At 29.1% G+C, this 24,293-nt stretch carries 24 protein-coding genes; all 24 read right to left on the reverse strand.

Going from position 1 to position 24,293, the window contains the following annotated elements; genetic code table 11:
- Positions 1 to 4: 4 nt before the first annotated feature.
- The 24 genes from ASF10_RS23705 to ASF10_RS23820 all read right to left on the reverse strand — a co-directional run bounded on the left by ASF10_RS23705 (position 5) and on the right by ASF10_RS23820 (position 24,206).
- Positions 5 to 850: a glycosyltransferase family 2 protein gene (locus tag ASF10_RS23705; RefSeq protein WP_056255175.1), complete on the reverse strand. Its 846-nt coding sequence runs from the start codon at positions 848 to 850 to the stop codon at positions 5 to 7.
- Positions 847 to 1,809 (reverse strand): glycosyltransferase family 2 protein, encoded by a 963-nt coding sequence (locus tag ASF10_RS23710; protein ID WP_056255178.1) that lies wholly within the window; start codon positions 1,807 to 1,809, stop codon positions 847 to 849. Before ASF10_RS23710 ends, ASF10_RS23705 begins: the two co-directional genes overlap by 4 nt.
- A complete protein-coding gene (locus ASF10_RS23715) occupies positions 1,806 to 2,945 on the reverse strand; it encodes a glycosyltransferase (RefSeq protein WP_056255182.1) in 1,140 nt (379 codons plus the stop codon). The genes ASF10_RS23710 and ASF10_RS23715 overlap by 4 nt, the downstream gene beginning before the upstream one ends.
- Positions 2,946 to 3,009: 64 nt before the next feature.
- On the reverse strand, positions 3,010 to 3,921 hold the full coding sequence (locus ASF10_RS23720) for a glycosyltransferase family 2 protein (RefSeq protein ID WP_157849082.1): 912 nt from the start codon (positions 3,919 to 3,921) through the stop codon (positions 3,010 to 3,012).
- Between the two features lie 53 nt (positions 3,922 to 3,974).
- Positions 3,975 to 4,814 (reverse strand): glycosyltransferase, encoded by an 840-nt coding sequence (locus tag ASF10_RS23725; RefSeq protein WP_056255187.1) that lies wholly within the window; start codon positions 4,812 to 4,814, stop codon positions 3,975 to 3,977.
- The gene (locus tag ASF10_RS23730) at positions 4,811 to 5,800 is read right to left on the reverse strand and encodes a glycosyltransferase family A protein (RefSeq protein ID WP_056255189.1); all 990 of its coding nucleotides are present in this window, start codon (positions 5,798 to 5,800) and stop codon (positions 4,811 to 4,813) included. The genes ASF10_RS23725 and ASF10_RS23730 overlap by 4 nt, the downstream gene beginning before the upstream one ends.
- Before the next feature lies 1 nt (position 5,801).
- Complete coding sequence (locus ASF10_RS23735) at positions 5,802 to 6,650, reverse strand: glycosyltransferase (RefSeq protein ID WP_082472503.1); 849 nt, start codon at positions 6,648 to 6,650, stop codon at positions 5,802 to 5,804.
- A 99-nt stretch (positions 6,651 to 6,749) separates the two neighbouring features.
- Positions 6,750 to 7,514, reverse strand: coding sequence for an FkbM family methyltransferase (locus ASF10_RS23740; RefSeq protein WP_056255195.1), 765 nt, complete (start codon positions 7,512 to 7,514; stop codon positions 6,750 to 6,752).
- 8 nt (positions 7,515 to 7,522) lie between these two features.
- Positions 7,523 to 8,794 carry a polysaccharide ABC transporter ATP-binding protein gene (locus tag ASF10_RS23745; RefSeq protein WP_056255197.1) on the reverse strand — a complete coding sequence of 424 codons (1,272 nt, stop codon included), beginning with the start codon at positions 8,792 to 8,794 and terminating at the stop codon, positions 7,523 to 7,525.
- Positions 8,795 to 8,844: 50 nt separating this feature from the next.
- Positions 8,845 to 9,711: an ABC transporter permease gene (locus ASF10_RS23750; RefSeq protein WP_056255200.1), complete on the reverse strand. Its 867-nt coding sequence runs from the start codon at positions 9,709 to 9,711 to the stop codon at positions 8,845 to 8,847.
- Between the two features lie 188 nt (positions 9,712 to 9,899).
- Positions 9,900 to 11,867 (reverse strand): polysaccharide biosynthesis protein, encoded by a 1,968-nt coding sequence (locus ASF10_RS23755; protein ID WP_056255263.1) that lies wholly within the window; start codon positions 11,865 to 11,867, stop codon positions 9,900 to 9,902.
- Between the two features lie 84 nt (positions 11,868 to 11,951).
- The gene (gene rfbA, locus ASF10_RS23760) at positions 11,952 to 12,836 is read right to left on the reverse strand and encodes a glucose-1-phosphate thymidylyltransferase RfbA (RefSeq protein ID WP_056255203.1); all 885 of its coding nucleotides are present in this window, start codon (positions 12,834 to 12,836) and stop codon (positions 11,952 to 11,954) included.
- Between the two features lie 71 nt (positions 12,837 to 12,907).
- Complete coding sequence (gene rfbD, locus ASF10_RS23765) at positions 12,908 to 13,753, reverse strand: dTDP-4-dehydrorhamnose reductase (protein ID WP_056255205.1); 846 nt, start codon at positions 13,751 to 13,753, stop codon at positions 12,908 to 12,910.
- A complete protein-coding gene (gene rfbC / locus ASF10_RS23770; RefSeq protein ID WP_056255266.1) occupies positions 13,753 to 14,301 on the reverse strand; it encodes a dTDP-4-dehydrorhamnose 3,5-epimerase in 549 nt (182 codons plus the stop codon). The genes rfbD and rfbC overlap by 1 nt, the downstream gene beginning before the upstream one ends.
- A 31-nt stretch (positions 14,302 to 14,332) precedes the next feature.
- Positions 14,333 to 15,472, reverse strand: coding sequence for a DegT/DnrJ/EryC1/StrS family aminotransferase (locus ASF10_RS23775; RefSeq protein ID WP_056255268.1), 1,140 nt, complete (start codon positions 15,470 to 15,472; stop codon positions 14,333 to 14,335).
- The gene (locus ASF10_RS23780; protein ID WP_056255208.1) at positions 15,465 to 15,890 is read right to left on the reverse strand and encodes a WxcM-like domain-containing protein; all 426 of its coding nucleotides are present in this window, start codon (positions 15,888 to 15,890) and stop codon (positions 15,465 to 15,467) included. Before ASF10_RS23780 ends, ASF10_RS23775 begins: the two co-directional genes overlap by 8 nt.
- A 157-nt stretch (positions 15,891 to 16,047) precedes the next feature.
- Entirely contained in the window at positions 16,048 to 17,112 is a 1,065-nt protein-coding gene (locus tag ASF10_RS23785) for an EpsG family protein (RefSeq protein WP_056255211.1), read from the reverse strand.
- Positions 17,113 to 17,256: 144 nt separating this feature from the next.
- Entirely contained in the window at positions 17,257 to 18,222 is a 966-nt protein-coding gene (locus ASF10_RS23790) for an MraY family glycosyltransferase (protein ID WP_056255214.1), read from the reverse strand.
- A gap of 25 nt (positions 18,223 to 18,247) precedes the next feature.
- Positions 18,248 to 19,180 carry a GDP-L-fucose synthase family protein gene (locus ASF10_RS23795; protein ID WP_056255216.1) on the reverse strand — a complete coding sequence of 311 codons (933 nt, stop codon included), beginning with the start codon at positions 19,178 to 19,180 and terminating at the stop codon, positions 18,248 to 18,250.
- Between the two features lie 43 nt (positions 19,181 to 19,223).
- The gene (gene gmd / locus ASF10_RS23800; RefSeq protein ID WP_056255272.1) at positions 19,224 to 20,336 is read right to left on the reverse strand and encodes a GDP-mannose 4,6-dehydratase; all 1,113 of its coding nucleotides are present in this window, start codon (positions 20,334 to 20,336) and stop codon (positions 19,224 to 19,226) included.
- Between the two features lie 7 nt (positions 20,337 to 20,343).
- A complete protein-coding gene (locus ASF10_RS23805; protein ID WP_056255218.1) occupies positions 20,344 to 21,240 on the reverse strand; it encodes an NAD-dependent epimerase/dehydratase family protein in 897 nt (298 codons plus the stop codon).
- A complete protein-coding gene (locus tag ASF10_RS23810) occupies positions 21,237 to 21,980 on the reverse strand; it encodes a glycosyltransferase family 2 protein (RefSeq protein ID WP_056255221.1) in 744 nt (247 codons plus the stop codon). The genes ASF10_RS23805 and ASF10_RS23810 overlap by 4 nt, the downstream gene beginning before the upstream one ends.
- On the reverse strand, positions 21,980 to 23,059 hold the full coding sequence (locus tag ASF10_RS23815) for a glycosyltransferase family 4 protein (RefSeq protein WP_056255224.1): 1,080 nt from the start codon (positions 23,057 to 23,059) through the stop codon (positions 21,980 to 21,982). Before ASF10_RS23815 ends, ASF10_RS23810 begins: the two co-directional genes overlap by 1 nt.
- A gap of 67 nt (positions 23,060 to 23,126) precedes the next feature.
- A complete protein-coding gene (locus ASF10_RS23820) occupies positions 23,127 to 24,206 on the reverse strand; it encodes an EpsG family protein (RefSeq protein ID WP_056255227.1) in 1,080 nt (359 codons plus the stop codon).
- Positions 24,207 to 24,293 lie beyond the last annotated feature (87 nt).

The raw sequence follows: 24,293 nt of genomic DNA on the forward strand, positions 1-24,293 counted from the left end.
TTTATTATTTCATTAATTTCATTAGTCTGTATGCTTTAATACAATTCTTCAGTTTTGAAAATTTTCCAGTTCGAAGTGCTATTTTTATTCCTTCGATTATTCCTAAATAGAATTGCTGTTTTAAAACGGTATTAGAAAAATGTTTCCTGTAAAAGTAGAAATATAGCTTTTGCTTTTCTAATTCAATATTAATTGATTTTCCCTTATCTCTTTGTCCGCCAACCGAAACTTCCAGATGTTCAACCAGAATTTTAGGCTGATAATAAATATTTGCTCCAGCCTGAAGCAAGCGCATTCCGTAATCCCAATCATCGCCCCAAGTCGTGAAATTTTCATCAAACAAAAAGCCCGCATCTTTAAAAACGTCTTTCTTAACAATATTTAAACCGGAACAAACTTGTAATCTAAATCTTGGTTTCGAAAAATTGTGTGGTTTTGCGATTGTATCTAAAATGGTCTGATATTTAAATTCTGCAGTTTCCATTTTCTCAAACTGAATTCCCGGAATTAAAACATCGATGATATTGGGTTTTAAAATTTCTATAATTTGCTGGAATGCTACATTTGAAATTCTTAAGTCATCGTCAAGAAAAAATAGCCATTCTTCATTTTTATAATGTTTTAAAGCCTGATTTCTGGAATGATTTACAGATTTTTCTCTTTCGTTTTTAACAAACGTAAAACTAAAGTTCAGTGGCAATTTATTAATATCTGATTCTATATCAGCCTGACTTTGATCAACAATAATAACTTGCGAAATATAATTTGAGAAAGCATTTAAATCTAATAACAAATTAGACAAATACGCTACTCGATCTCTGGTTGGAATAACTAAAAAAAAGTTTTTCATTTATTTAGTATTTTAGCATAAAGTGCATAGACAATTTTAAATATTTTGAGTTTTTTTAAAATCAAAATTATACGATATTTTATTAATCGCAACTGAAAATTTATTGCTGATCCCAGACTTATTTGTCTAAAATGATAATTAAGTACGGTTTTATAATTTTGAAAAGTCGGAATATTTAAAAAAGCAACTTCTAGCTTATTTAAAATTACTTTTTTTTGAGGTTTTGTAAAAAGTGATTCATGTTCTGTAAAAAGTATGTGGACAAACTCGAATGTAGCCTGGTTTTTACGATTATTACTACTCGAATCTCCGGTAATACTTAAATTCGAAACTCTGATAAAAAGAGAAGCATCATTTATGGAGTAGATAAAATTGGGCAAAGAAAATTCTAACACGGCCAAATCATCAGAATGCCAGGCAAGAGGTAAATCTTTAAATGTTTCTTGCTCAACAATCTTTTTTCTAAATAAGTATTCGCTTAACGAACTTCTGGTTTTTTTTGAAAATTTTCTGGCTAAGAAATCCTGTCCATTTTCTAAAACCGGATGCACAAACTTATCTGAAAAAACTTCGCCTTTTTCGTCTATAACTTTGGTAGAAAAACGAACAACATTTATATTTTGATTTTTAATTTCTTCGTGATTCTTATAAAATAATTCAATAACATTGTTGCTCAATACATCATCGTCTCCCAGAATCATAATCCATTCTTCAGTTTGTGTAAGGGCAATACATCTTTGCCATTGTTTGACTAAAGATGTTCCTCCCAAATTTGAACCGAAAAAATGATAATCATACTCAAAAGCATCCTTAAACTTATTCAGCAAAGGTTTTGGATCTTCAGGACTTGAATCGTTGCCTATGTAGACTTTAAATCTCTTATCTGTTTGATTTTTTAAGGATTCTAAAGTTGCTTCAAAAAACTCAAGCTTATAATATGGTATAATGATAGCAATCATAAATTCATAACTTTTAAGTAGGTATCGATAACTGCTTTTTTGTTTTTTACATAATCAAATTTATCTTGTGACAGATTAAAATTAAGTTCTTGTGCCTGTACACTTATGTTTTTATTATCCAAAAAGTAAGTAATTAAATTTTTTAATTCGTTTATATCTTCAGGATTTTCAATTAGCAAACCATTTAATTTATTTTTTATAATTTCTGCCGTTACTCCGCCCGGATTTGATTGCATGGGAAATGCTCCCATAACAATTGCTTCCAGCAAAGTATTTGGCATGCCATCTGATGTACTATTGCCAATGTAAAGTAATGATTTACCCATAAGTTCTAATATATCCAAATGAGATAATTCATGTCTATCGTATACTTTAAAATTAAGTTTATTATCCTGAATATATTTTTTTACAGTTTCATGTGCCCCAAAAACTATTATTTCATAACCGGATATTATCGACTGTAAATCCTTTAAAGCTTTTATAATATTCAAAGCTCTTCCAAAATTATGTTCATATCCTTTTACCAAAATTAGCTTTCTTTCGCTAATAGGTAATTTATAAGGTTCTAATTCATTTATTTTAAATCCGGCGCCACCGGGAATGATCCCGAAAAAATGATTTTTAAAACCTAATTCCTGCGCTATGACATAATCACGTTCACAATCTGTAAGCAAAACATCTACTCTTTTTAATACTGCTTTAATTTGTAAGGCATGATCTTTAAAATTTTGATAATAATATAAATCACTTCCCCAACAAGAATAAATCCATTTTATATTTGGAAACTTTTTAATTGTTCTTAAAATTGGGTAAGAACAGCTTTGCATTTCAAAACTATGAATAATATCAGGTTGAATTTCTAAGATTATTTTTTGTAATGCTTCATTTATTGTTACTTCTAGAAATGGAAGGATTCTATTATATAAGGAAGGTATTTTTTTACTCAGAAAGTATTCTCCTTTTACATTCTTTTTCTTTCTTTTTTTCCAGTTTGTAAATTGATAAACAGAATCTAACGTATCTATTTTCCCTCTGTCTAAAATATCAAACCAATACAATTCGTAATCAGTATCTTTTAAATTTTCTATCCATCTTATTACATGAATAGAAGGCATTGATATAAATAGAATTTTCATTTATTTTAATTAATTATGCCTTTAATTCAAAAGCTTTTGTCTACAATTTGAAATTGCTCTTTTATCATTTTTTCACTTTAGCCAATATCCATTTGGCGAATCCGAGTAGATGTAGTTTTGAAAGTATTTTTTTTATTTTGTTCCCTACTTTATAGGCTCCTGAGTTTTTATATTTCTTCAATTGAATGCCACTTTCTCTTGACTGTTGCTGATACTTTTCTATTAAAAAAATTAAAAAAGCTTCAAATTCATTTTCAGATAACATCGTTTTCAAAATTGGAAATGAATAGAAGAAATTGCTTTTCATATGCGCAAAATCTTTAGTCATATTTTTATCATGATATCTGTAATACGCTAATGGCTGATCGACGAAAATAACTTCGGGATTATTTTTAAAAATCCTTAACCACATAATCCAGTCTTCTTTTGCGCCTAATTCAGACTGAAATTGAAAATTATGGAAATTACTTTTATGAAAAAAACCGCAATGGATTGGTATATTAAATTGAAAATCCCAATCATAAAGTACTTTTTCAAAAGTAAATTCTGCCGGAGTCAGCTTGCAAAAAGGAGGTTCTAAATTTTGTATATCTCTAAACATCTTAAAATTTGAGATTACAATTTTATGCTCTAATTCATTTGTTGTTAAAGCCGCCAATGAATCTTTTAATTTATTTTCATGCAATAAATCATCTGAGTCCACAAACTGTATAAATTCACCTGAGATTTTGCTTAATGCATGATTGCGGGCATAACTTACGCCTTTATGCTCTAAAGCATACAATGAAAAACGATTATCATTTTTTATAAATTCCCTAATAACGGCAACTGAATTATCTGTTGATCCATCATCTACAATAATACATTCCCAATGAGAATAGCTTTGCAACAATACTGATTCTAAAGTATCTTTTATTAAATTTTCTCTATTAAAAGAAGGAATTATTATTGAAACTAAAGGGGCTATTTGCTCCATTTTATTCATTTGAATATTTTATTGAATTTAAATAATTATGGAAAATGAAATGTTTATTTTAAAAGCTCTTTCAAAAATTCAAAATGAAATGTACTTACAGGTTTTAAGCGAACTATTTTTAACCAAAAATAAAAAGCTTGTTTTTTTAAACCAACTTCATTTAACTTACTAACAAAGACCTTTCCGTTTTTAATCTCTTGTTGCTTTAAGTTGCTATTTTCTGATAATGATAACGGTAACATTTTTTTATATAATTTATAAAATGCTATTGCAGATTGACACCAATCTTTATTTATTGTTCCTCTGGAGAAGTGCTCTAATAAAATATCTTTTGTAGCAATAATTCTGTACCCTTTTTTAAGATACTCAAATGAAAAATTCAAATCATAATTATGAAAACCGGTCATTTTTTCATTAAAAAAAATTGTACCTGTTTTTCGAGCTGCCATAAACACACCATCAATAGCTATAACCTCTTCGATTGAATTATTTTTAAATCCTTCTAACCAATGTTCTTTCCCTTTATTTTTAAGATGCTGAACAATATTTAAGTGCAAGTCTTCATTGGGACAATCCCACCAGGCCGATGGCATTTTTGTTTTACTTTTCGCTCCGGCAAGACCTATTAACCCTATTTTTTGATCGTCCTTGAAAATTGTATGTAAAATTTCTCCCCAATTTTGAGTAATTATATTAATATCATCATGTATAAAACAAAGTATTTCTCCTTTGCTTTTGATTATACCTGCATTATATGCTTCGAAAATTGAAAATTTATTTTCTGAGTTATCTATTACTATTAATTCATATTCGCACCCAATTGTTGCTGCAATATTATCTTTTAGAGAATTTGAAATATTAGTTTGTCGGGAACAAATTATAATCGAAATCATGAAATTATCTTCTTTAATTTTAAGACTATCTTTTTCTTTAATTTGTATCTCCTTAGAAATTCATCAAACACGCCTAACAAAACAAATACACCTTTCCATCTTTTATCATTATGAAATAGAATCATACCTTTTTCATATTTTAAAGATTTTGTTGTTTTTTTATTATTTGAAATAATCTCATTATAATTTACTGGCATTTTTTTTTGCAAAACTGAAAGCATTACTTTTCTCATTTGCAAATTAATTTCGATAATCGAAATTCTATTTTCTACTTTCACTGCAGTTGCAATAACGCTATTAGCGTGAAATCTAAAACTATTAAGTGAATCAGATATAAATGCAATTTTATGATTGCTAATTTGCTGAAAATACAATACCCAATCTCCGCAAGACTTAAGGTGAATATTTGAAACTAAATCATCAGTTATTTTCAGATTCTCTTTCCTTAGCAATACAGCGCTGGCATTTGGAATAGCATTAATATATATAAGATATTTTTCTATAAATAAATTACCATCTACCATAAAATCTGTCTCAAATTTTTTTACATCCAGAACATTTGTATGCTCTTTCCAGTTTCCAATTACTGAACCGTATTCATCAACACGATTAGATTGACAGTAAGATAAAACAACCTGATTGTTTTCTAATAAAGGCTTACTGACTTTTTCCAGAAAATTAGTTTCACAAAAATCGTCAGATTCTGCTATCCATATATAATTTCCCTGCGCCAGACTAATTCCTTTTTGCCACTGTGTAAAGGTATTTCCTGAATTTATTTCATTAAAAACACAATGGCTGACTTTTGGATTTTTCGCATATTCAGATAAAATTTGCTTGCTGTTATCCGTACTATTATCATCTAATAAAATGACCTCAAAGTTCTGGTATGTCTGACTAAAAATTGAATCTAAACGTTGTTTTAGATAATTTTCATGGTTGTAATTTGGGACAATTACTGAAATTAAAGGTAAGTTAGTCAGCACTTTATTTATTTCTTTTAAAAAACAGAAAACGTTTAATATTTTTTTTGAGAGACGCTAATCTTCGTTGATTTCGTAAATCAATATATTGTTTCAATTGATCATTCAATATTTCCTGAACTTCTTTGTCAAAGTTTTTTCGTATTTTTTTTAAAAATCCTATCCAAATTTGTTCTCTCTTAGCTTGCGTTTTTGATGACCAAACTGAATTTTCATGTAATCTGTAAACACCCATGCTTTCATCATGAAATTTGATTTTTCCATAACGGGCATTTAGCAAGTGCAAAAAATAGTCGCCAACAGGAGATTTATAAAAATACGCCGGTAAATTATCAAATAAATTATTCCTAAAAACAACACTACAGGTATGAATATAGTTTCCTTTTGCAAGATCTTTTATTGTTGTTGTTTCTGCAGCTTTCTGAGTAATACTATCTTCTTTTAAAACACCATTTTGCAATACTTTTACTTTATGATAACAGATTACATAATCTGGATTTTCTTCTAAAAAATCAACTTGCTTTTGTAATTTTAAAGGATCTGTCCAATAATCGTCGCCTTCACAAAATGCAGTATATTTACCGGAACATTTCTCAAAAGCAAAAATTCCATTTTTCTGCATACCAAGATTTTGCTCTTGTCTAAAATATTTAATTCTATAACTCTTGGGATGTTTATCTATAATTGATTCAATTATTTCAAGGGTATTATCAGGGGAGCAATCATCTGCAATAATAAATTCAAACTCGAAATTGGTTTGCTGCATTAAAATACTTTCGATAGCTTCTCTTATATACAATTCATGTCTATAAGTAGTCATCACAACAGATACCATTATTTTCTTGTCATTCATTAATTTATTTTCTTTTAAAAACTTTTATGTCAATTATTATAATAAATTACTGTTATTGATATGATTTTAAATTCAAAAATCTTGTTCTTTAAATTATAACTATATAATTTTTTGAGAATCAATAAATCCTCCTTTTTTGATAAATACCAATTCAACAAGCCATAAAATTTTTAATTCAAAAGGTCTATTTAAGTCAGTTATTTCAAAAAGCCTATATCCTTTATCATCCATAAAGTTAATTAATTCCAAAAAACTATTATGAAATGCTTTATTTACAACTCCTGCTTCAACCATAAATATTTCTGTCTTTCCAAAAAAATTACTGGCTCCTTTTAGAACTTCAATATCTAAACCCTCGGCATCAATTTTTATAATATCCGGTACAGGAATTTCACTTTCAAAAAGTAAATCATTTAAGGTCACAACCGGAATCTCGATTTGCTTAAATCCTGCCTCTAATGCTTCTTCTTTTGTGTATCTAAAAGAACAACTATCATCTCTATCTACAATAGTAAAAAGAAAAGACCCTTTTTTTTCACCAGCACCAACCGAATGAAATTGTACTTTAGGATTTTTTTCTAAAATATCCTTAAATGATTCTTTTAGCCATTCCTGAGGTTCGAGCAAAGTATAATATGCATCAGGGAAATATTGAAGAGCCTCGCGAGACCATGTACCATGATTAGCTCCAACATCAACAATATGCTTAGGTTCAAAGTTTATTTTTTTTAAAGTATTATAAAAATTCGATAATAAAAAATCCTTTGTATTTGTATCAACTGTGTTTACGGTACTTACCTTATTCAAAGTGTAACCTAAGTTTTTTAGCAATACTTTTGATACTTTTTTAATCTTCTTTCTCATTTTTATTTTTAATTATCTTTAATTGACCACTCAAATTTCGGTTTTATAAATCCTGGTTCTTTGCCCATCCACGAACCTATAGGTCGCTCTCCTTCCTGAACAATAAATGACATCACATCATTTTCAACAAAAAGCGTAGATTTAGCATCTTCAATTACATAAATACTTAAATAGTAAGTTCCTACATTTAAAAACCCTTCAGGAAAAGAGCATTGAACCCTATTTAAACCTTCTTTTAATTTTAAATTACTATTTGAATGAGAGAATGTAAAAAGTGGCTCACCAGTATCATTGTTTAAAACAAATGTCAGGTGTAATTTTTTTGAACCATCTTTTACAGTAAGTAAAGTATTAATTTCAATTTTCTGATATTCATCCAATGGCTCGTCAGATGATTTTCCATCTCCATTCAAACTAATTTCATGAAGTCTAAACTCTTTTTTATCATATTCAGAAGAAAAAACCTTTTTATTCATAGATTCAAAATCACTACTTAAATAATAACTTACAGCATTATCTACATTTCCTTCCATCGCAACTTTACCATTAACCAACACCAATCCTCGTGTACATAAACTTTTGACAGCTGCCATATTATGGCTCACAAACAAAACAGTCCTGCCTCCTTCTCGAGAAATATCCTGCATTTTTCCGATAGCTTTTTTCTGAAATTCTGCATCTCCAACTGCAAGAACCTCATCAATAACTAAAATTTCTGGTTCTAAAAAAGCGGCTACCGCAAAAGCTAATCGAACCGTCATTCCTGAACTATATCTTTTTACAGGAGTATCAATATATCGTTCACAACCAGAAAATTCTATAATTTCATTGAGTTTTGAGGCAATTTCTTTTTTAGTCATTCCAAGAATTGCTCCGTTCAGGAAAATATTTTCCCTTCCGGTCATTTCACCATTAAAACCTGTACCAACTTCAAGAAGTGAAGCAATACGACCACGAGATTTTATGCTTCCTGTGGTTGGAGCTGTTACTTTTGAAAGGATTTTTAATAGAGTCGATTTTCCAGCTCCATTTTTACCAATAATCCCCAGAACTTCTCCTCTTTGTACTTCGAAATTTATATCTTGTAATGCCCAAACATAATCTGAATCTCCTTTTGTAGAACGATCATTTGTTTCACCTATCTTTAAATAAGGATTCTCTTTACCTAGCAATTGATGCCACCAGCGATTTAAATCATGGCTTAGAGTCCCAGTTCCTACTTGACCTAAACGATATTGTTTAGAGATATTTTCGGCTTTTAATATGATATCCTTTTCCAATTATCAATGTAATTATTAAGTTATTTTTTTTAACTGTTACCTGTTTCTTTCTAAACCGTGTCTATAAAACTCTTTTCTGTTTTATTAAAAAATAAAACACCTATAAAAAATACTGCTATCGTTATGCTCAAGGTATATATTAATCCTAAAAATGAAATTTCTCCAATATCAAGTAACATATAGCGAGCAGTTTCAATAATGTATGCAAGCGGATTATATTCTACAAGCCAACCAAACTCCGGTAATTTTTTCTTAATTAATTCCATTGGATACATTACCGCAGATAAATACATTAATAACTGTATCCCAAAACTAACCAAGTAAGTAAAATCACGATATTTGGTTACTAACGAAGAAATAAGCATACCTAATCCTAACCCTAAAATTCCCATAAAGGCAATTAAAACGGGGAAAAAGAGTAAGGAAATATTAATGGTAAGTTTACTTCCGCTAAAATAATAGAAAATATAAAAGGCTATAAAAATTAAAAATTGAATTCCGAATTTTATTAAATTCGATATTACAACTGATAATGGCGTAATAATTCTGGGAAAATATACTTTACCAAAGATTGCTGCATTCGCCTTAAAGGTATCTGATGTTCCGCTTAAGCATGCGGTAAAATAACTCCAGACTGTTATTCCTGCCAAATTAAATAAAAATGGAGGAACTGTTCCGGTATCAATACCTGCAACGTTATTAAATATTATGGTAAATGTTACTGAAGTAAATAATGGCTGAATTAAGTACCAAAGCGGCCCTAAAACAGTTTGTTTGTAAACTGTGATGACATCTCGCTTTACAAATAGAAATAGTAGATCTCTATATTGCCAGACTTCTTTTAGGTTTAATGAGAAGAATTTATTTTTAGGTGTTATTTCAAACAACCAATCATTGGGGGTATTGTTGTCGTTCATTTTATGTGTAATTACAATTAGATTGTAATGATATTACTTGTAAAAGATAAGTTTTACTATTCTTGCATTTTTTAAATAATTAACAAGATTTTTATTCTTTTGTAAGTTATCCAGAAAGCAAAAAGGCGTTTTAAAAAAAAAACACCTTTATTATTATTAGAATAAAATTCAATTTATATTGTATGAAACTACTTGTCCAAAACTTCAAAAGCCGAATTCATACTTTTGAATTCCGGTACAATTTTTTTCATTTTAGTTACGATATCATCATTATCATAAAAATCAGCGATTCCTATTAACTCATCGATTTCAATATGTAAATTTTCATATTCATCTTGTATCTCCTGAGCAATCATGATTTTATTATGATATGTTGGTAACGTTTTAGAAGTATCATTTAATAATTCTTCATATAATTTTTCTCCAGGTCTTAAACCAACAATTTTAATCTTGATTTCTTTATCAGGAATGAAACCTGCAAGCTTGATCATTTTTTTTGCCAGATCTATTATTTTTACTGGTTTACCCATATCAAAAATATAAATCTCACCACCATTACCCATAGCACCAGCTTCTAAAACCAATTGACAAGCTTCAGGAATAGTCATAAAATAACGAATAATATCCTGATGTGTTATGGTAACTGGTCCGCCTTCTGCGATTTGTTTGGTAAATAAAGGAACTACTGATCCGTTTGAGCCCAAAACATTTCCAAATCGGGTTGTAATGAATTTAGTTGCGCCATCAATATTTTCTCTCTGATTTTTTAAAAATAAGGATTGAACATATTTCTCAGCTATTCTTTTGCTGGCTCCCATAACATTACTTGGGTTAACAGCTTTATCTGTTGATACCATAACAAATTTTTTGACATGGTACTTGCAAGATAAATCGGCGAGGTTTTTAGTTCCTTTAATATTTGTCTGAATAGCCTGAGAAGGATTTTCTTCCATCAAAGGAACATGCTTGTAAGCTGCCGCATGAAAAACAACATGAGGACTATAATTTTTAAAAACTTTATCTAATGCTTTTTTACTTCTTACGTCTGCAATTACAGCTACAATTTTTGTTTCAGAATCTAAAGTTAATGTTTCTAAACACAGATTATGAAGTGGTGTTTCGGCATGATCTAAAATAATGACCATTTTAGGATTAAAGCCTAATACTTGTCTTACTATCTCACTACCAATAGATCCTGCTGCCCCGGTAATAAGAATCGTTTTATCTTTTAATTGTTTTGAAATTGATTTACTGTCCAGAACTATAGGTTTTCTTTCTAATAAATCTTCAATCTGAATATTCTTAACTTTTTGAGATATCTCTTTTTGGTTTTCCCAGTCTGAAATCAATGGTACAGTATATACTCTGTAATTGAATTCTAAACATTGGTCAACTATAATTAGTTGTTCTTCTTTAGATAAACTTTTATCCGCAATAATTACACCTTCTGCAGCGACAGAACGCATTAGAGCAGGTAATTTTTTTCTTAAAATCAAAATAGGCAAATCTAACATTCGTTTAGATGCATTCTGATTATTTTTATCTACAAATCCAACAATTTTAAATCTGGATGGAGTCTCAAATTTTAATGCATTAGCTACCGAAATAGCATTAGCATCAGTTCCATAAATTACTGTTCTAATTAATTTAGAATTGGTTTTTTCTGAAAAATACAATTCAAAAGTTTGTTTCACTATCACACGATATAAAAACAAACCACAAAATGACAAGACTAAATTGATAAAAAGTGCCGTGTTTAAAAATGCTTTATGTCCTGTGTATAATTCAAAAACTAAATTGAAAAATAAGAAAAACACTAAAACCGACATTTGGGAAAACAGCAGTTTTATAGCATCAATATATGAAGAGTGACGGATGATTCCTGAATAAGTTCTAAAAAGCCAAAAGAAAAATACATTGATTGTAATTAAACTTGAGACAAAATAAAACTGATGCGAGGTAATTATATAACCTAATGCTGTGCCTTCAAACAGCATGTAAGTAAAAGTAAATGAAAAAACCAGAACCATTACATCTATTGCAATAATGATCCATCTAGGCAAATAGCTAAGATTATTAATACTGCTTCTTAGATTTCTTGGGGAGAAGAAATTATGCAACAAAGAGGCTATTTTAGTTTGTTTATCTGTATTCAATTTGGTTTTGTTTGATTTTGTAAACTTCACATTACTTACAAAAGTACAAATTAAAGGTTTTAAAAAATTATTTATTACTGTAAATTAGATTTTAACACCTTTTTTCTTTTGCTTTAAAAATTCTATCAAATAAGTACCATATCCAGATTTAACCAAAGGTAAGGCAAGTTCTTCAAGCTGGGAGTCATTTATAAATCCTTGTCTCCAGGCAACTTCCTCGATACAACCTACTTTTAAACCTTGTCTTTCTTCAAGAACCTGAACAAATTGTCCTGCTTGCATCAAACTATTAAAAGTTCCTGTATCAAGCCAGGCTGTGCCTCTGCTCAATATCCCAACTTTTAAAGACTCTTTTTCAAGATAGACTTTGTTAACATCAGTAATCTCATATTCACCACGAGCACTTGGTTTAATATTTTTAGCAATTTCAACAACAGAATTATCATAGAAATATAAACCTGGAACCGCATAACTTGATTTAGGTTCAGTAGGTTTTTCTTCGATAGAAATTGCTTTATAATTTTCATCAAATTCAACCACTCCATATCGCTCAGGATCTGAAACATGATACGCAAAAACTACTCCACCGTTTGGTTTTGTATTTGATTTTAAAAGCTCTTGCATATTAGACCCAAAAAATATATTATCTCCTAATATTAAAGCTACGTCATCATTACCAATAAATTCTTCGCCAATTACGAATGCCTGTGCTAACCCATTAGGAATTGCTTGTTCTGCATAACTGAACTTGCAACCTAAAGCAGAACCATCTCCTAATAGTTTTTTAAAATTTGGCAGGTCATGTGGTGTAGATATAATTAATATTTCGCTTATACCAGACATCATCAAAGTTGATAACGGATAATAAATCATTGGTTTGTCGTAAACTGGCATCATTTGCTTGCTCATGGCAAGAGTTAAAGGATGTAAACGAGTGCCAGATCCTCCGGCTAAAATAATTCCTTTCATAAATCTTGATTTTAGACTTTAGATTTTAAATTCCATAAGCTGAAATAGAAAATCTTTAAATCATCTTTATTTTATATAAACATCTTTTTTAAGCTCTCTTTATAATTTGGTATATCTAAATTATAAATCGTTTTTATTTTATTTTTATCTAATAATGAAAACTCCGGACGTTTTGCTGGAGTTGGATACGAAGCTGAAGGTATTCCACCAACATTGCAATTATATCCTCCAAATTCTTTTATACTCAACGCAAATTCGTACCAACTTATTTCACCTTCATTTGAGTAATTATAAATACCTGGAATCCAATTAGGTGATTTTATAATAGTAATCAGTGACTGAGCTAAATCAGCAGCATATGTAGGAGAACCTACTTGATCGTTAACCACATTAATAGCTTCTTTTTCCTGCATTAATCGCTGCATGGTTTTAACGAAATTATTACCAAATTTACTATAAACCCAAGAAGTTCTTATAATAATTGAATTTGGATTTTCTTTTAAACAAGCAATTTCACCAGCTCTTTTACTAGCTCCATAAATATTTATAGGATTCGTTTCTTCCTCTTCATTTAAAGCAATTGAAGATGATCCATCAAAAACATAATCTGTAGAAATATGAATTAAGCGTATATTATTCTTGAAAGAATATTTTGCGATTAATTCTACTGCCAGATGATTTACAGCAAAAGCGAGTTCTTTTTCCGTTTCCGCTTTATCAACTGCTGTGTAGGCTCCGCAATTAAAAATTATATTTGGCTGGATATGTTCTAATTGACCTTTAAGAATCTCTAAATCATTTAAGGTAATTGTAGTTCTATCAGCAAAAATCCATTCATATTCCGGATAATTTGAGGCTAAAACAGCTAACTCAGATCCCAACTGTCCATTTGCTCCTGTTACGAGAATTCTCTCCATTAAAATAAACTATTACAATTGTCAATAAAAGGAAGAATCTGATCTTTATCAGAAACGATCGCTTCTTCTAGATTCAATCCCCAATCAATATTTAGAGAAGGATCATCAAACTTAATTCCTCCTTCAGCAGCTTTATTATAAAACTGATCACACTTATACATTACAGATGCAGTTTCACTAATAACTGAAAACCCATGAGCGAAACCTTGCGGAACTAATAATTGCTTTTTATTTTCGGCTGATAATAAAATACTAAAAGATTTTCCATAAGTAGGCGAATCTTTTCTTAAATCGACAGCTACATCAATAATTTCACCCTCTAAAACACGAACTAATTTTGTCTGTGCAAAAGGTGGATTTTGATAATGCAAACCTCTCAAAGTCCCTTTTTTAGAAAAGGATTGATTATCCTGCACAAAATCTATATCAATTCCTAAATCTTCAAATTTAGTTTTACTATATGACTCAAAAAAATAACCTCTTTCATCGCCAAAAACAGTTGGCTCTACAACTACTAAATCCTTTATAAACGTTTCTTCGATTTTCATATTAAAATATAATTCTTCTTTATTTTTTATATTAATCAAAAAAGGTTTCAATTACCTCTTTAATTCTATTTTTATCTTCAATTGTTAGATTTGAACCTGATGGCAAACATAATCCTTTTTCAAATAAATCTTCAGCGATTTTCTTTCCATAATAAGGATATTTTTCAAAAATTGGCTGCATGTGCATCGGTTTCCATAACGGACGCGTTTCAATATTTTGATTTTCAAAAGCTATTCTTAAACTTTCTGTGTTTATACCTTTTTCTTTATCAGGTTCTATTAAAATAGTATTTAGCCAGTAATTTGAATAATAATCATCATTAATAACTTCAAAAAGCTTTACAGCTTCTATTTCTTGAAACACTTTTTTGTAAAAAGAATGATTTTCTCTTCTTGTAATTACATTTTTATTTAAAATTTCAAATTGCCCTAGCCCTATTCCTGCACAAATATTACTCATTCTATAATTGTATCCAATTTCACTGTGCTGATAATGAGCAGCATAATCTTTAGACTGATTAGCATAAAAAATCGTTTTTTCTTTGATAGCAAAAGAATTCGAAATCAATGCGCCTCCACTAGAAGTAGTGATTATCTTATTTCCATTGAATGAAAGAATTCCCAATGTTCCAAAAGTTCCGCATTTTTTACCTTTATATGAACTTCCAAGAGCTTCGGCACTATCTTCAATAATTGGAATTTCATATCTATCTGCGACCGCATGTATTTCATCAATCTTATAAGGACTACCGTACAAATGGACTGTAATTATTGCTTTAGGTTTTTTGCCTTTTTTAATTCTGTCTTTAATCGCAATTTCAAGATTTTCCGGACAAATATTCCATGTTTCCAATTCACTATCAACAAAAACAGGAATCGCTCTCTGATATAAGATAGGATTAGCTGAAGCCGAAAAAGTCATACTTTGACAAATAACCTCATCTCCGGTATTAACTCCTAATAAAATTAAAGCCAGATGAATCGCTGATGTTCCCGAATTTAAAGCAGTAATAAATGATTTCTCTTCCAGATAGTCCTCTAATTCCTTTTCAAATTGATCAACATTTGGTCCACCAGAAGTTATCCAATTTGTTTCTAAAGCTTTCTGAACATAAGTCTGTTCAAAACCACTTTGTTGAGAAAGAGATAAATAAATTCTTTTTTTATCCATTAATTTTCCAATAATCTGATACGAAGCGAACATCGTCATCACTAACGTTTGATAATGGTAAAGTAGAAAACGAAATTAGTTTTGAAGCACTTTCTAAAGATTCTATAGCATTCGCATAACCTGAAGGGATATGAACTATTTTACTATCGTTAGCAGAAACAATTATAGTTTCAATTGTTAAGTCTTTCGAAGGATTTTCCCAATTATCGATTTTGACAAAATGAATTTTGAAAGATCCACTTAAACAATAAAAATTTTTAGCATCTAATTTATGCCCTTGCCAGGCACGAATTGGATTTTCATCAGAATTACTAATGATATAGAACCTTTCGATATCATTAAAACTAAAATCATTTACAAAAGAAATAGTTCCGCGATGATCTGAGAAATTTCCTCCCTGAATTATTTTAGGAATCATTAGCTTAATTTTTATATTTTGTTATATATAACAGCGAAATCATTACCAAGATAATATATAAAGTTGTTTTATTTGTTTTTATTACAAAATAACACTTTAATTATATTTCATAAGATATAAAATCATCTAAAAAACTAGAAACATTTCTGTAATAAATCTATGTGTTTTTAAATAATAATGATTTATAAGGAATAAATTTATACTCATCTTTTAAGGTTCCCTCACTGTCAATATTTATCGCTCTAAAATATGGAAACACGTAAAAAAAGCATAAAAAACCTAAAATCAAAAATCTTTTATTCGTTAAGGAATGACGTATAATATCTGCAACAAGAATAATTTCAAAAATCCTGAAATAAACATAAATCCTAGTTAGTTCTGTAGACTCTGAAAATATATTTAAAAAAAAGATGGAGCAAATATACAGTACTAATAAATTCCTTTGATAATTATACTGAAAGCCAATTTTGTCTGAATATTTTATCACTAACACACCCATCACGTTCATAATCAAAAGCTTTAACAAAGGAACTTCTACTGCAAATTTACTTGAAACATAAAACAAATAATGAGAATCTTTAAGAAACAAACTTGCCCAATAAATAATACCAATTCTCGAAAGAATAAAAGAAATTCCCATTATTAAATATAAATGGTGATTTTTTATAAGATCTCCATATATAAAAACAATAAAGAAAACAATAAAGGGAATTACACAACTATAATGTAATGAACTCCCTACAATCATCCATAAAACATAACTGAAATACTTTTTCTCTAATAAAAAAGTAAAAGCATAAAAGGCGATTGTGATGGATAGATACTGTCTTATATAGGTAAATGAGTAAAGAAACAAAACAGGGATCAAAAAATATAATAGTAAAGGGAGACTCGTGTTTTGAGTATATTTCCTAATTCCCAAATAAGCAAACAGATAAGTGCAAAAAGAAAAAAAGAAAAAAAGAAATTTGTAGTCTAAGCCTAGACATCGAAAAAATTTCATGATAGTTAAAAAACCAAATTCAACATTATTATCTCTGGTTCCATTAATATACCAACTAATATAACTACTATAATCCCAACCTATTCTATCTCTAAGTCCTCCAATTAAAATCAAAATTCCTAATACAAACAAACTAATAATTTTCTCTGAACTAGGATATCTATAACTAATAAGAAAGAGCGTAATCATTACAAACATTAATAAAACATAAAAAATCATATCCTTTATTTATTAGTAAATCATCTCAAAATTCTAGTTAGTTAAATTAACCATTCTACTGATTGCTAACCTCTAAATATTTTTAGAATAATATCTTTAGAAATGAATAGTTCAGTAACTACTCAAATTTTCTTTTTTTTTAAATTATGGCTTTATCTTTAAACCGTTTTTATTTAACAAATAAAATTTAGAAGAATATATAAGGAGTAGAGGTGCAATTACTATTAAAAATAGTAAAAAATCCTGCACCTTTTGATATAAAAACACAACTAAAACTGAAACCAATAGTTGAATCAATCCATAATATGCAGATACTAGTCTATGCTGAATTTTACATTCGTTACTCAAAACCTGATATAAATGTAAACGATGAGCCTGGAAGATATTTTGTTTTAGATAGAGTCTATGTATAATTGTTGATATTGCATCAACACCATATACTGCCAAAAACAAAAGCCAAATAACTGAATGCGTTGCCAGAATAAGTTTTAAAAGGAAATAAATGATCCAAAAAGCAATTGCTATACTACCAATATCCCCAGCAAAACATTTCGCCTTTTTTCTATAATTAAAGAACAAAAAAACCAAACTGGCAATCATTGCATATTTTATAAAAACTGCATCTACAAAAAATTGAATGTTTTTATTAACGTATAGTAATGATCCTAATACTACTAGAGTATACAAACCTGTTATTCCATTAATACCATCCATAAAATTATATGCATTAATTAACCCTATTGCTAATATGTATGCAATAGCAACTCCGTAGAGTGGTAACAAATTAAAAACATCTAAATTATAAAAAACCAAGCTAATAGCTAAAAAATGAGTAGTGATTCTGATTTTATTTGATAAGCTTTGTATATCATCCCATAAACTCACTAAGCTAACTAAAGTAATTCCTGTAAAGAAAAAATAATTAGTATGGATATGCTGGACAAAATATAACAAGGCAGAGAACCAAAAGATTATTCCTCCGCCTCTTAATGTAATTTCAGTATGAGAACTTCTTTCGTTTGGTTTGTCAATAATGTTAAAATGATTAGCTACTTTAAAATAAAGTAACATCAAAATCATTAAAATAATTCCAAGTATTGTGTATTGCATTGTTTATTTTATGAAAGTATCGACTCTATTCCCAATTCCTATCTTTAATTTCGTCATAAACTTTTTGAATACCATGTTCTAAAGTAGTGCTGGCTAGCCATCCAAAACCATTTAATTTAGAAACATCCATGAGTTTACGAGGAGTACCATCCGGCTTACTAGGATCAGTTAGAATCTCACCAGTAAAACCTACAATTTTTTTAACCAAAATTGCCAAATCTAAAATTGAAATATCATCTCCAATTCCAATGTTAACTAATCCGGGATCATTATAATTTTCCATTAAAAACAGACAAGCTTTTGCTAAATCATCAGCATGCAAAAATTCCCTTTTAGGACTTCCTGTTCCCCATATTGTTACAGAAGAATCACCATTGCGCTTAGCTGTAATAAATTTTCTAAGCATTGCAGGTAATACATGAGAATTTTTAAGGTCGTAATTATCATTTGGTCCATATAAGTTCGTAGGCATTACTGAAATAAAATTACAGCCAAATTGATCACGATAAGCATCACACATTTTAATCCCTGCAATTTTAGCAATTGCATAAGGTTCATTTGTAGGTTCTAATTCTCCACTAAGCATATATTCTTCTTTTAGTGGTTGCGGAGCCATTTTAGGATAAATACATGACGACCCTAAAAACATCAATTTCTTTACATTATTTAAATATGAATGATGAATCACATTATTTTGTATCATCAAGTTTTCATATATAAAATCTGCTCTATAAGTATTATTGGCAATAATTCCGCCTACTTTCGCAGCTGCTAAAAAAACATAATCAGGTTTTTCTTTTTTAAAAAAATCAGTAACTGCTTGTTGATTTCTTAAATCTAACTCAGAAGAAGTTTTTAAAATAAAATTTGTATATCCTTCTGCTTTAAGCTCACGTAAGATAGCTGACCCAACCATTCCTCGATGTCCTGCTATATATATTTTATCGGTTTTATTCATCTTATATTTTATAAATAATATTTTTAATACTGAAGATTAAAAACTATTCAAATTGGTTTTTAATAAAATAACCTGCTTCTTTTAACATTTTTTCTTTTTGAAAATGTTCTACATCAGAAGCCATCATTTCTTTTACCAACAAAGGCAAATCATATTTAGGTTTCCAACCTAATTTAGTTTTGGATTTAGTAGGATCTCCAATTAACAAATCAACTTCAGTTGGACGGAAATATGCTGCATCTACTGCAATAACTTCTTTTCCAATTTCTATTTGGTGTAAGGGATTTGAACAAGATACAACATACCCTTTTTCGTCAACACCTTCTCCTTTAAACTCAATTTCTATTCCAACTTCACCAAATGACATTTTAACAAAATCACGAACCGTTGTTGTAACTCCAGTAGCGATCACATAATCTTCTGGTTCATCTTGTTGTAAAATTAACCACATTGCTTCCACATAATCTTTTGCATGGCCCCAATCACGCCTAGCATCAAGATTTCCTAAAAATAAATTATCTTGCAAGCCTAATGCCATTTTAGAGACAGCTCTAGTAATTTTACGCGTTACAAAAGTTTCCCCTCGCAATGGACTCTCGTGATTAAATAAAATCCCATTACATGCAAACATCCCATATGCTTCTCGATAATTAACTGTAATCCAGTAAGCATACATTTTTGCAACTGCATAAGGAGAACGAGGATAAAATGGTGTCGTTTCAGATTGAGGAACAGCTTGTACTAAACCATATAATTCTGAAGTAGAAGCTTGATAAATTTTTGTTTTTTTAGTAAGATTTAATATTCTTAAAGCCTCTAAAAGTCTAAGAGTACCAATTCCATCCGCATTAGCCGTATACTCAGGAGTATCAAAACTTACTTTAACGTGACTCATTGCTCCTAAATTATAAATCTCATCAGGTTGTACTTCTTGAATAATTCTGATTAGATTAGTAGAATCACTTAAATCACCATAATGTAATTTGAAACGTATATTTTTTTCATGTGGATCCTGATACAAGTGATCAATACGATCTGTATTAAATAAAGAGCTACGACGTTTAATCCCATGAACTTCATATCCTTTTTTTAATAATAAATCGGCTAAATATGCGCCATCTTGTCCTGTAATCCCTGTTATAAGTGCTATTTTCATTTTAATTTTAATTATTTTTTCTAAAAGACTCAAATGTTCTCATTAACCCTTCATTACAAGACACTGGTAATGCCTTGCCTATGGCCGTAACTATTTTTTTATTGCTAACCACATAATTTTCTGTAAGTTTTTGTAAACGTTCTGTATTTAATGGTAATCCTGAATAGTCTCCAACTTTAGCTAATACATTTATAAAAGAAGAATTAATATTCCATATTAAGCTTTTCTTTCCTAAACTGGCTGCTAATAATTTTATAAGTTCATTTGTCGACAAAGATTTATCATCTGCAACGTGATAAATGCCCGAAGGAATTTTATCATTTTCTAATAATTCTTTAATTACAAAGCAGAGATTTTCTACACTCAAAAAAGAACGTTTATTTTCAAACTCCCCTAATGGCCAAGGTAATCCCTTAGACACTAATTGATATAATAAATTTAAATTCCCTTTGTTAGATGGACCATGAATCATGCATGGTCTCAAAATATAAATTTTTTTTCCTTTGGGTAACTCTTTACTTAAAATATATTGCTCTGCATGATGCTTTGCAATTCCATAGTGAGTTTTAGGATTTGGAATAATATCTTCCTTTAAAACTCCTTCAACAACGTCAGCAGCAGCTTTTACAGTACTCATAAATATAAATATTTTAGCATCTGAAGCTAAAAAACAATCGAATAATTGCTTTGTTAACTCAAAATTAGACTCGTAATATTCTTTTGGGTTAGAACTTTTTTTCAAATCATGAGCTTTTCCAGCCAGATGAATTACGGCATCACTAATTATTTCAAAAAATTGATTGGGACGATACCGTACTTTTAAAACATCTATTTGATGAGCTTTGAGATGGCTTTGAAGATTAACCCCAACAAAACCAGAAGCTCCTGTAATTGCAATTTTCATTTTAGTAAAAACCCTATTATTTTCCACAAAAAGCGCATTCTAATTTTAAATGGTGAAAAAACAATTCCATTCATTTTAAGTGCTTTCTGAATTTCTTCTGTTATTAATTTGTAAGATGCAGTACCGGAACTACTTAAGCCACCAACCAACATTGCGGTTGTTGTTATACCTGAATATTTCCAACTTATATTGTTTTTCAAAAAAAACCTAGTAATCAATTCATAATCAGCACCAATTTTAAAGCCTAAATCATAATTGCCAAATTTAGCAAATAGCTCTTTTTTTAAAAAAATAGAAGGATGAGGAGGCATAAATCCAATTATAAGTTTTTCAGGATTCCAATACTTTGAAGAGTACAATCTTACGATTTTCCCATTTTCTTTATGTTGATTAATATCTCCCACAGAAGCATCGATATTGTTTTTAATATGAAAATCTACTATTTCAGCAATTACAGTATCTGAATTAAAAGTATCATCCGAGTTAAGAATTCCTATTAAATCGCCAGTTGCCAAGTTAATCCCTTTATTCATAGCATCATAAAGTCCATTATCAGGCTCTGAAATCCACTTACTAATCTTATCTGTATGTTTTTCAATTAAAAGAACTGTTGTGTCTTTTGATTTTCCATCAACTATAATATATTCTATATCCTTGTATGTCTGATTTGCAACAGAAAGAATTGTTTTTTCAATAGTCATTGCACTATTATAGCAGACTGTAATTATTGATACTCTCATTATTTGTATAATTCTTTATATACATTCATTGTTTCGTTATAACATTTCTCCCAAGAAAATTCACTTCCTCTTTCGAATCCTTTTTTTATTATTTTATCTCTATTATTATCAATTTTTAAAACAGCTTCATTAAAAGAATCAATTTCAAGCTTATCAATCAAAACTCCTGCACCCTGAGACACTTCAGATATTGAAGATGCATTTAAAGCGATAAAAGGACAACCAGCGTTCATCGCTTCTAGCAAAGGTATTCCAAAACCTTCATAAGATGACGGATATATTAATGCATAAGCTTCATTATATAACTGATTCAATTTTTCGTTATCAACATTCATTAATAATTCCCATCTATCTACCAACAAATTATTTAAAATAAATAACTCTTTTTTACTCAATTTAGAGCCTACAATTTTTAATTTATATCGTTTGTCCATTTGAGCAACTGCTTGTACACAAAAATCAAAGTTTTTATATGTGGCTCTGGAGCCTACAAAAAGGAAATATAAAGATTCAGATTTATTAATTTCAAGCTCTGAAATGTTATAATAATCTGATGACACACCATTATATACAACTTTAATTTCTTTATTTGAAAACTCCGGGAAGAAATAAAGCAAATCCTTCTTTGTGTTTTCAGATATGCATAATACAACATCAGCAGCATTTATTGCTTTTCTTTTTTGTGATGAATGTACCCATCTTTTCAATCCTCGACTAAAATGCTCATACGTAAAGTCGTGAACAGTGACGACCTCTTTTACAATATTGTTTTTCTTTACTTTCTTACTAAGTGTTCTGTAGTAAGAAGAATGAAAAATAAAATTGCTGTTTTTTATTTTTAAATCTATTTCTCTATATCTTGAAAATTTTTTTTCTGGATAAACTTTATCGCTAAGTAAATTTGTAGGTAGAATATTTAAATGTTTTCTAAAAATATTTTCAGATCTACTTTTTTCTTCAATGAATAAAGAATTAATTTTTTCTTGTTTTAAAACTTTATGAATAAGTTCATACCAATATACAGAAATACCTCCCGATTTTTGAAGTGAAAAAATAATATTATCAAGTATTATGTTCATATTATATTACTGTAGTTTTATTAATAAAGAAGTAATTCTTCATTAGTATATTTTAATTTTAAGTTAACTAATTAAAAATAGTTTTAAAGGGGACATATGAATCATAACTTACTCCATTTATTGTTACATATAATCTCATTAAGAAATATACAATAAAGATGAAAAATAAAAAAAATCTTAAATCGTTCTTCTTTATATTATTTAATATTAGGGGAACTATTATTATAGAAGCCATATCGTATACGAAGGACAATCTAACTAAAGCGACGGAGATAGATATAGTACTGAAATAAATTAAAATTCCAACCCAATATAAATTTAAATATCCTCGAAACTCTACACCTCGTTTTTCAAGCAAAATAAGAAAGTACAACGATAACATAAATATAAAAATCTTATTAACGAAGCCTTTAAAAATTATTTGTGCCATAGGGATTTCAACACCAAATGCATCTTCACCATTTTCGATATAAAATTGTATTTTACTTTGAGCCATTCCCCCAAAGACTGATCCTAAACTTAGCATTAGGTTTGAAAGGAAAACTGTCAACATTAAACTAAGTCCAATACTAAGAATCATCACAATTGGACGAATTTTCATAGGATAAACCCACCATGCAATAAGAAAAATCAATGATGTTCTATGAAATAACATTGCTAGAGATAACATTAACAAGAATTTCAATAACTTTCTCTCTTGAATATACCTTATCGAAAAAAATAATATTACAGTAGCTATCGATTGTCTTACAAAAAAAATATTTCCAAATGAGGTACTCCACAGAAATAAAAGAGATGTAACAGGATAAGGACTAAATTTCAAAATTGCACTACTCTGAAATGCAAATAGAATTATTGCCGATAAAAAAAGTAGTACCGTATAATTATCAAATATAATTTTTACAAATTCGTTTATTCTCGCAAATCCCCATTCGAACTCACTCTCTAAATTCCATTCAATTGAAGATTCAAAAAAAACATTATAAGCATCCCAGTCTGTTCCAGTTTTCCATCTTATAAATGAAAGCACAAATAGAAAAAAGCTTAAAAAAACAAAAAAGAACTTGTTTTCTAACTGTCTAAGTCCATAAATTTCAAATCCTGAAAAAATAGCTAATACAGTAAAAATTAAAAAATATAATATCATTTTTTCTTTATAACCCTATACAAATTAGTTAATTTCATAGTACCTATCAACTACAAAATTATCTCATCTAAAAAAGATGTTTCCTTT

It is taken from the genome of Flavobacterium sp. Leaf82 (assembly GCF_001422725.1).
In the GTDB taxonomy this organism is placed as follows: Bacteria; Bacteroidota; Bacteroidia; order Flavobacteriales; family Flavobacteriaceae; genus Flavobacterium.

Bases quoted from the DNA above. Each gene is read 5' to 3' on its own strand.
- ASF10_RS23725 (WP_056255187.1), bottom strand. From the start codon at position 4,814: ATGATTTCGATTATAATTTGTTCCCGACAAACTAATATTTCAAATTCT.
- gmd (WP_056255272.1), bottom strand. From the start codon at position 20,336: ATGAAAATAGCACTTATAACAGGGATTACAGGACAAGATGGCGCATAT.
- ASF10_RS23815 (WP_056255224.1), bottom strand. From the start codon at position 23,059: ATGAACATAATACTTGATAATATTATTTTTTCACTTCAAAAATCGGGA.
- rfbC (WP_056255266.1), bottom strand. From the start codon at position 14,301: ATGAAAATCGAAGAAACGTTTATAAAGGATTTAGTAGTTGTAGAGCCA.
- rfbD (WP_056255205.1), bottom strand. From the start codon at position 13,753: ATGGAGAGAATTCTCGTAACAGGAGCAAATGGACAGTTGGGATCTGAG.
- ASF10_RS23775 (WP_056255268.1), bottom strand. From the start codon at position 15,472: ATGGATAAAAAAAGAATTTATTTATCTCTTTCTCAACAAAGTGGTTTT.
- ASF10_RS23710 (WP_056255178.1), bottom strand. From the start codon at position 1,809: ATGATTGCTATCATTATACCATATTATAAGCTTGAGTTTTTTGAAGCA.
- ASF10_RS23820 (WP_056255227.1), bottom strand. From the start codon at position 24,206: ATGATATTATATTTTTTAATTTTTACTGTATTAGCTATTTTTTCAGGA.
- ASF10_RS23735 (WP_082472503.1), bottom strand. From the start codon at position 6,650: ATGAATGACAAGAAAATAATGGTATCTGTTGTGATGACTACTTATAGA.
- ASF10_RS23715 (WP_056255182.1), bottom strand. From the start codon at position 2,945: ATGAAAATTCTATTTATATCAATGCCTTCTATTCATGTAATAAGATGG.
- ASF10_RS23795 (WP_056255216.1), bottom strand. From the start codon at position 19,180: ATGAATAAAACCGATAAAATATATATAGCAGGACATCGAGGAATGGTT.
- ASF10_RS23720 (WP_157849082.1), bottom strand. From the start codon at position 3,921: ATGGAGCAAATAGCCCCTTTAGTTTCAATAATAATTCCTTCTTTTAAT.
- rfbA (WP_056255203.1), bottom strand. From the start codon at position 12,836: ATGAAAGGAATTATTTTAGCCGGAGGATCTGGCACTCGTTTACATCCT.
- ASF10_RS23810 (WP_056255221.1), bottom strand. From the start codon at position 21,980: ATGAGAGTATCAATAATTACAGTCTGCTATAATAGTGCAATGACTATT.
- ASF10_RS23740 (WP_056255195.1), bottom strand. From the start codon at position 7,514: ATGAGAAAGAAGATTAAAAAAGTATCAAAAGTATTGCTAAAAAACTTA.
- ASF10_RS23805 (WP_056255218.1), bottom strand. From the start codon at position 21,240: ATGAAAATTGCAATTACAGGAGCTTCTGGTTTTGTTGGGGTTAATCTT.
- ASF10_RS23780 (WP_056255208.1), bottom strand. From the start codon at position 15,890: ATGATTCCTAAAATAATTCAGGGAGGAAATTTCTCAGATCATCGCGGA.
- ASF10_RS23790 (WP_056255214.1), bottom strand. From the start codon at position 18,222: ATGCAATACACAATACTTGGAATTATTTTAATGATTTTGATGTTACTT.
- ASF10_RS23750 (WP_056255200.1), bottom strand. From the start codon at position 9,711: ATGAACGACAACAATACCCCCAATGATTGGTTGTTTGAAATAACACCT.
- ASF10_RS23785 (WP_056255211.1), bottom strand. From the start codon at position 17,112: ATGATTTTTTATGTTTTATTAATGTTTGTAATGATTACGCTCTTTCTT.
- ASF10_RS23705 (WP_056255175.1), bottom strand. From the start codon at position 850: ATGAAAAACTTTTTTTTAGTTATTCCAACCAGAGATCGAGTAGCGTAT.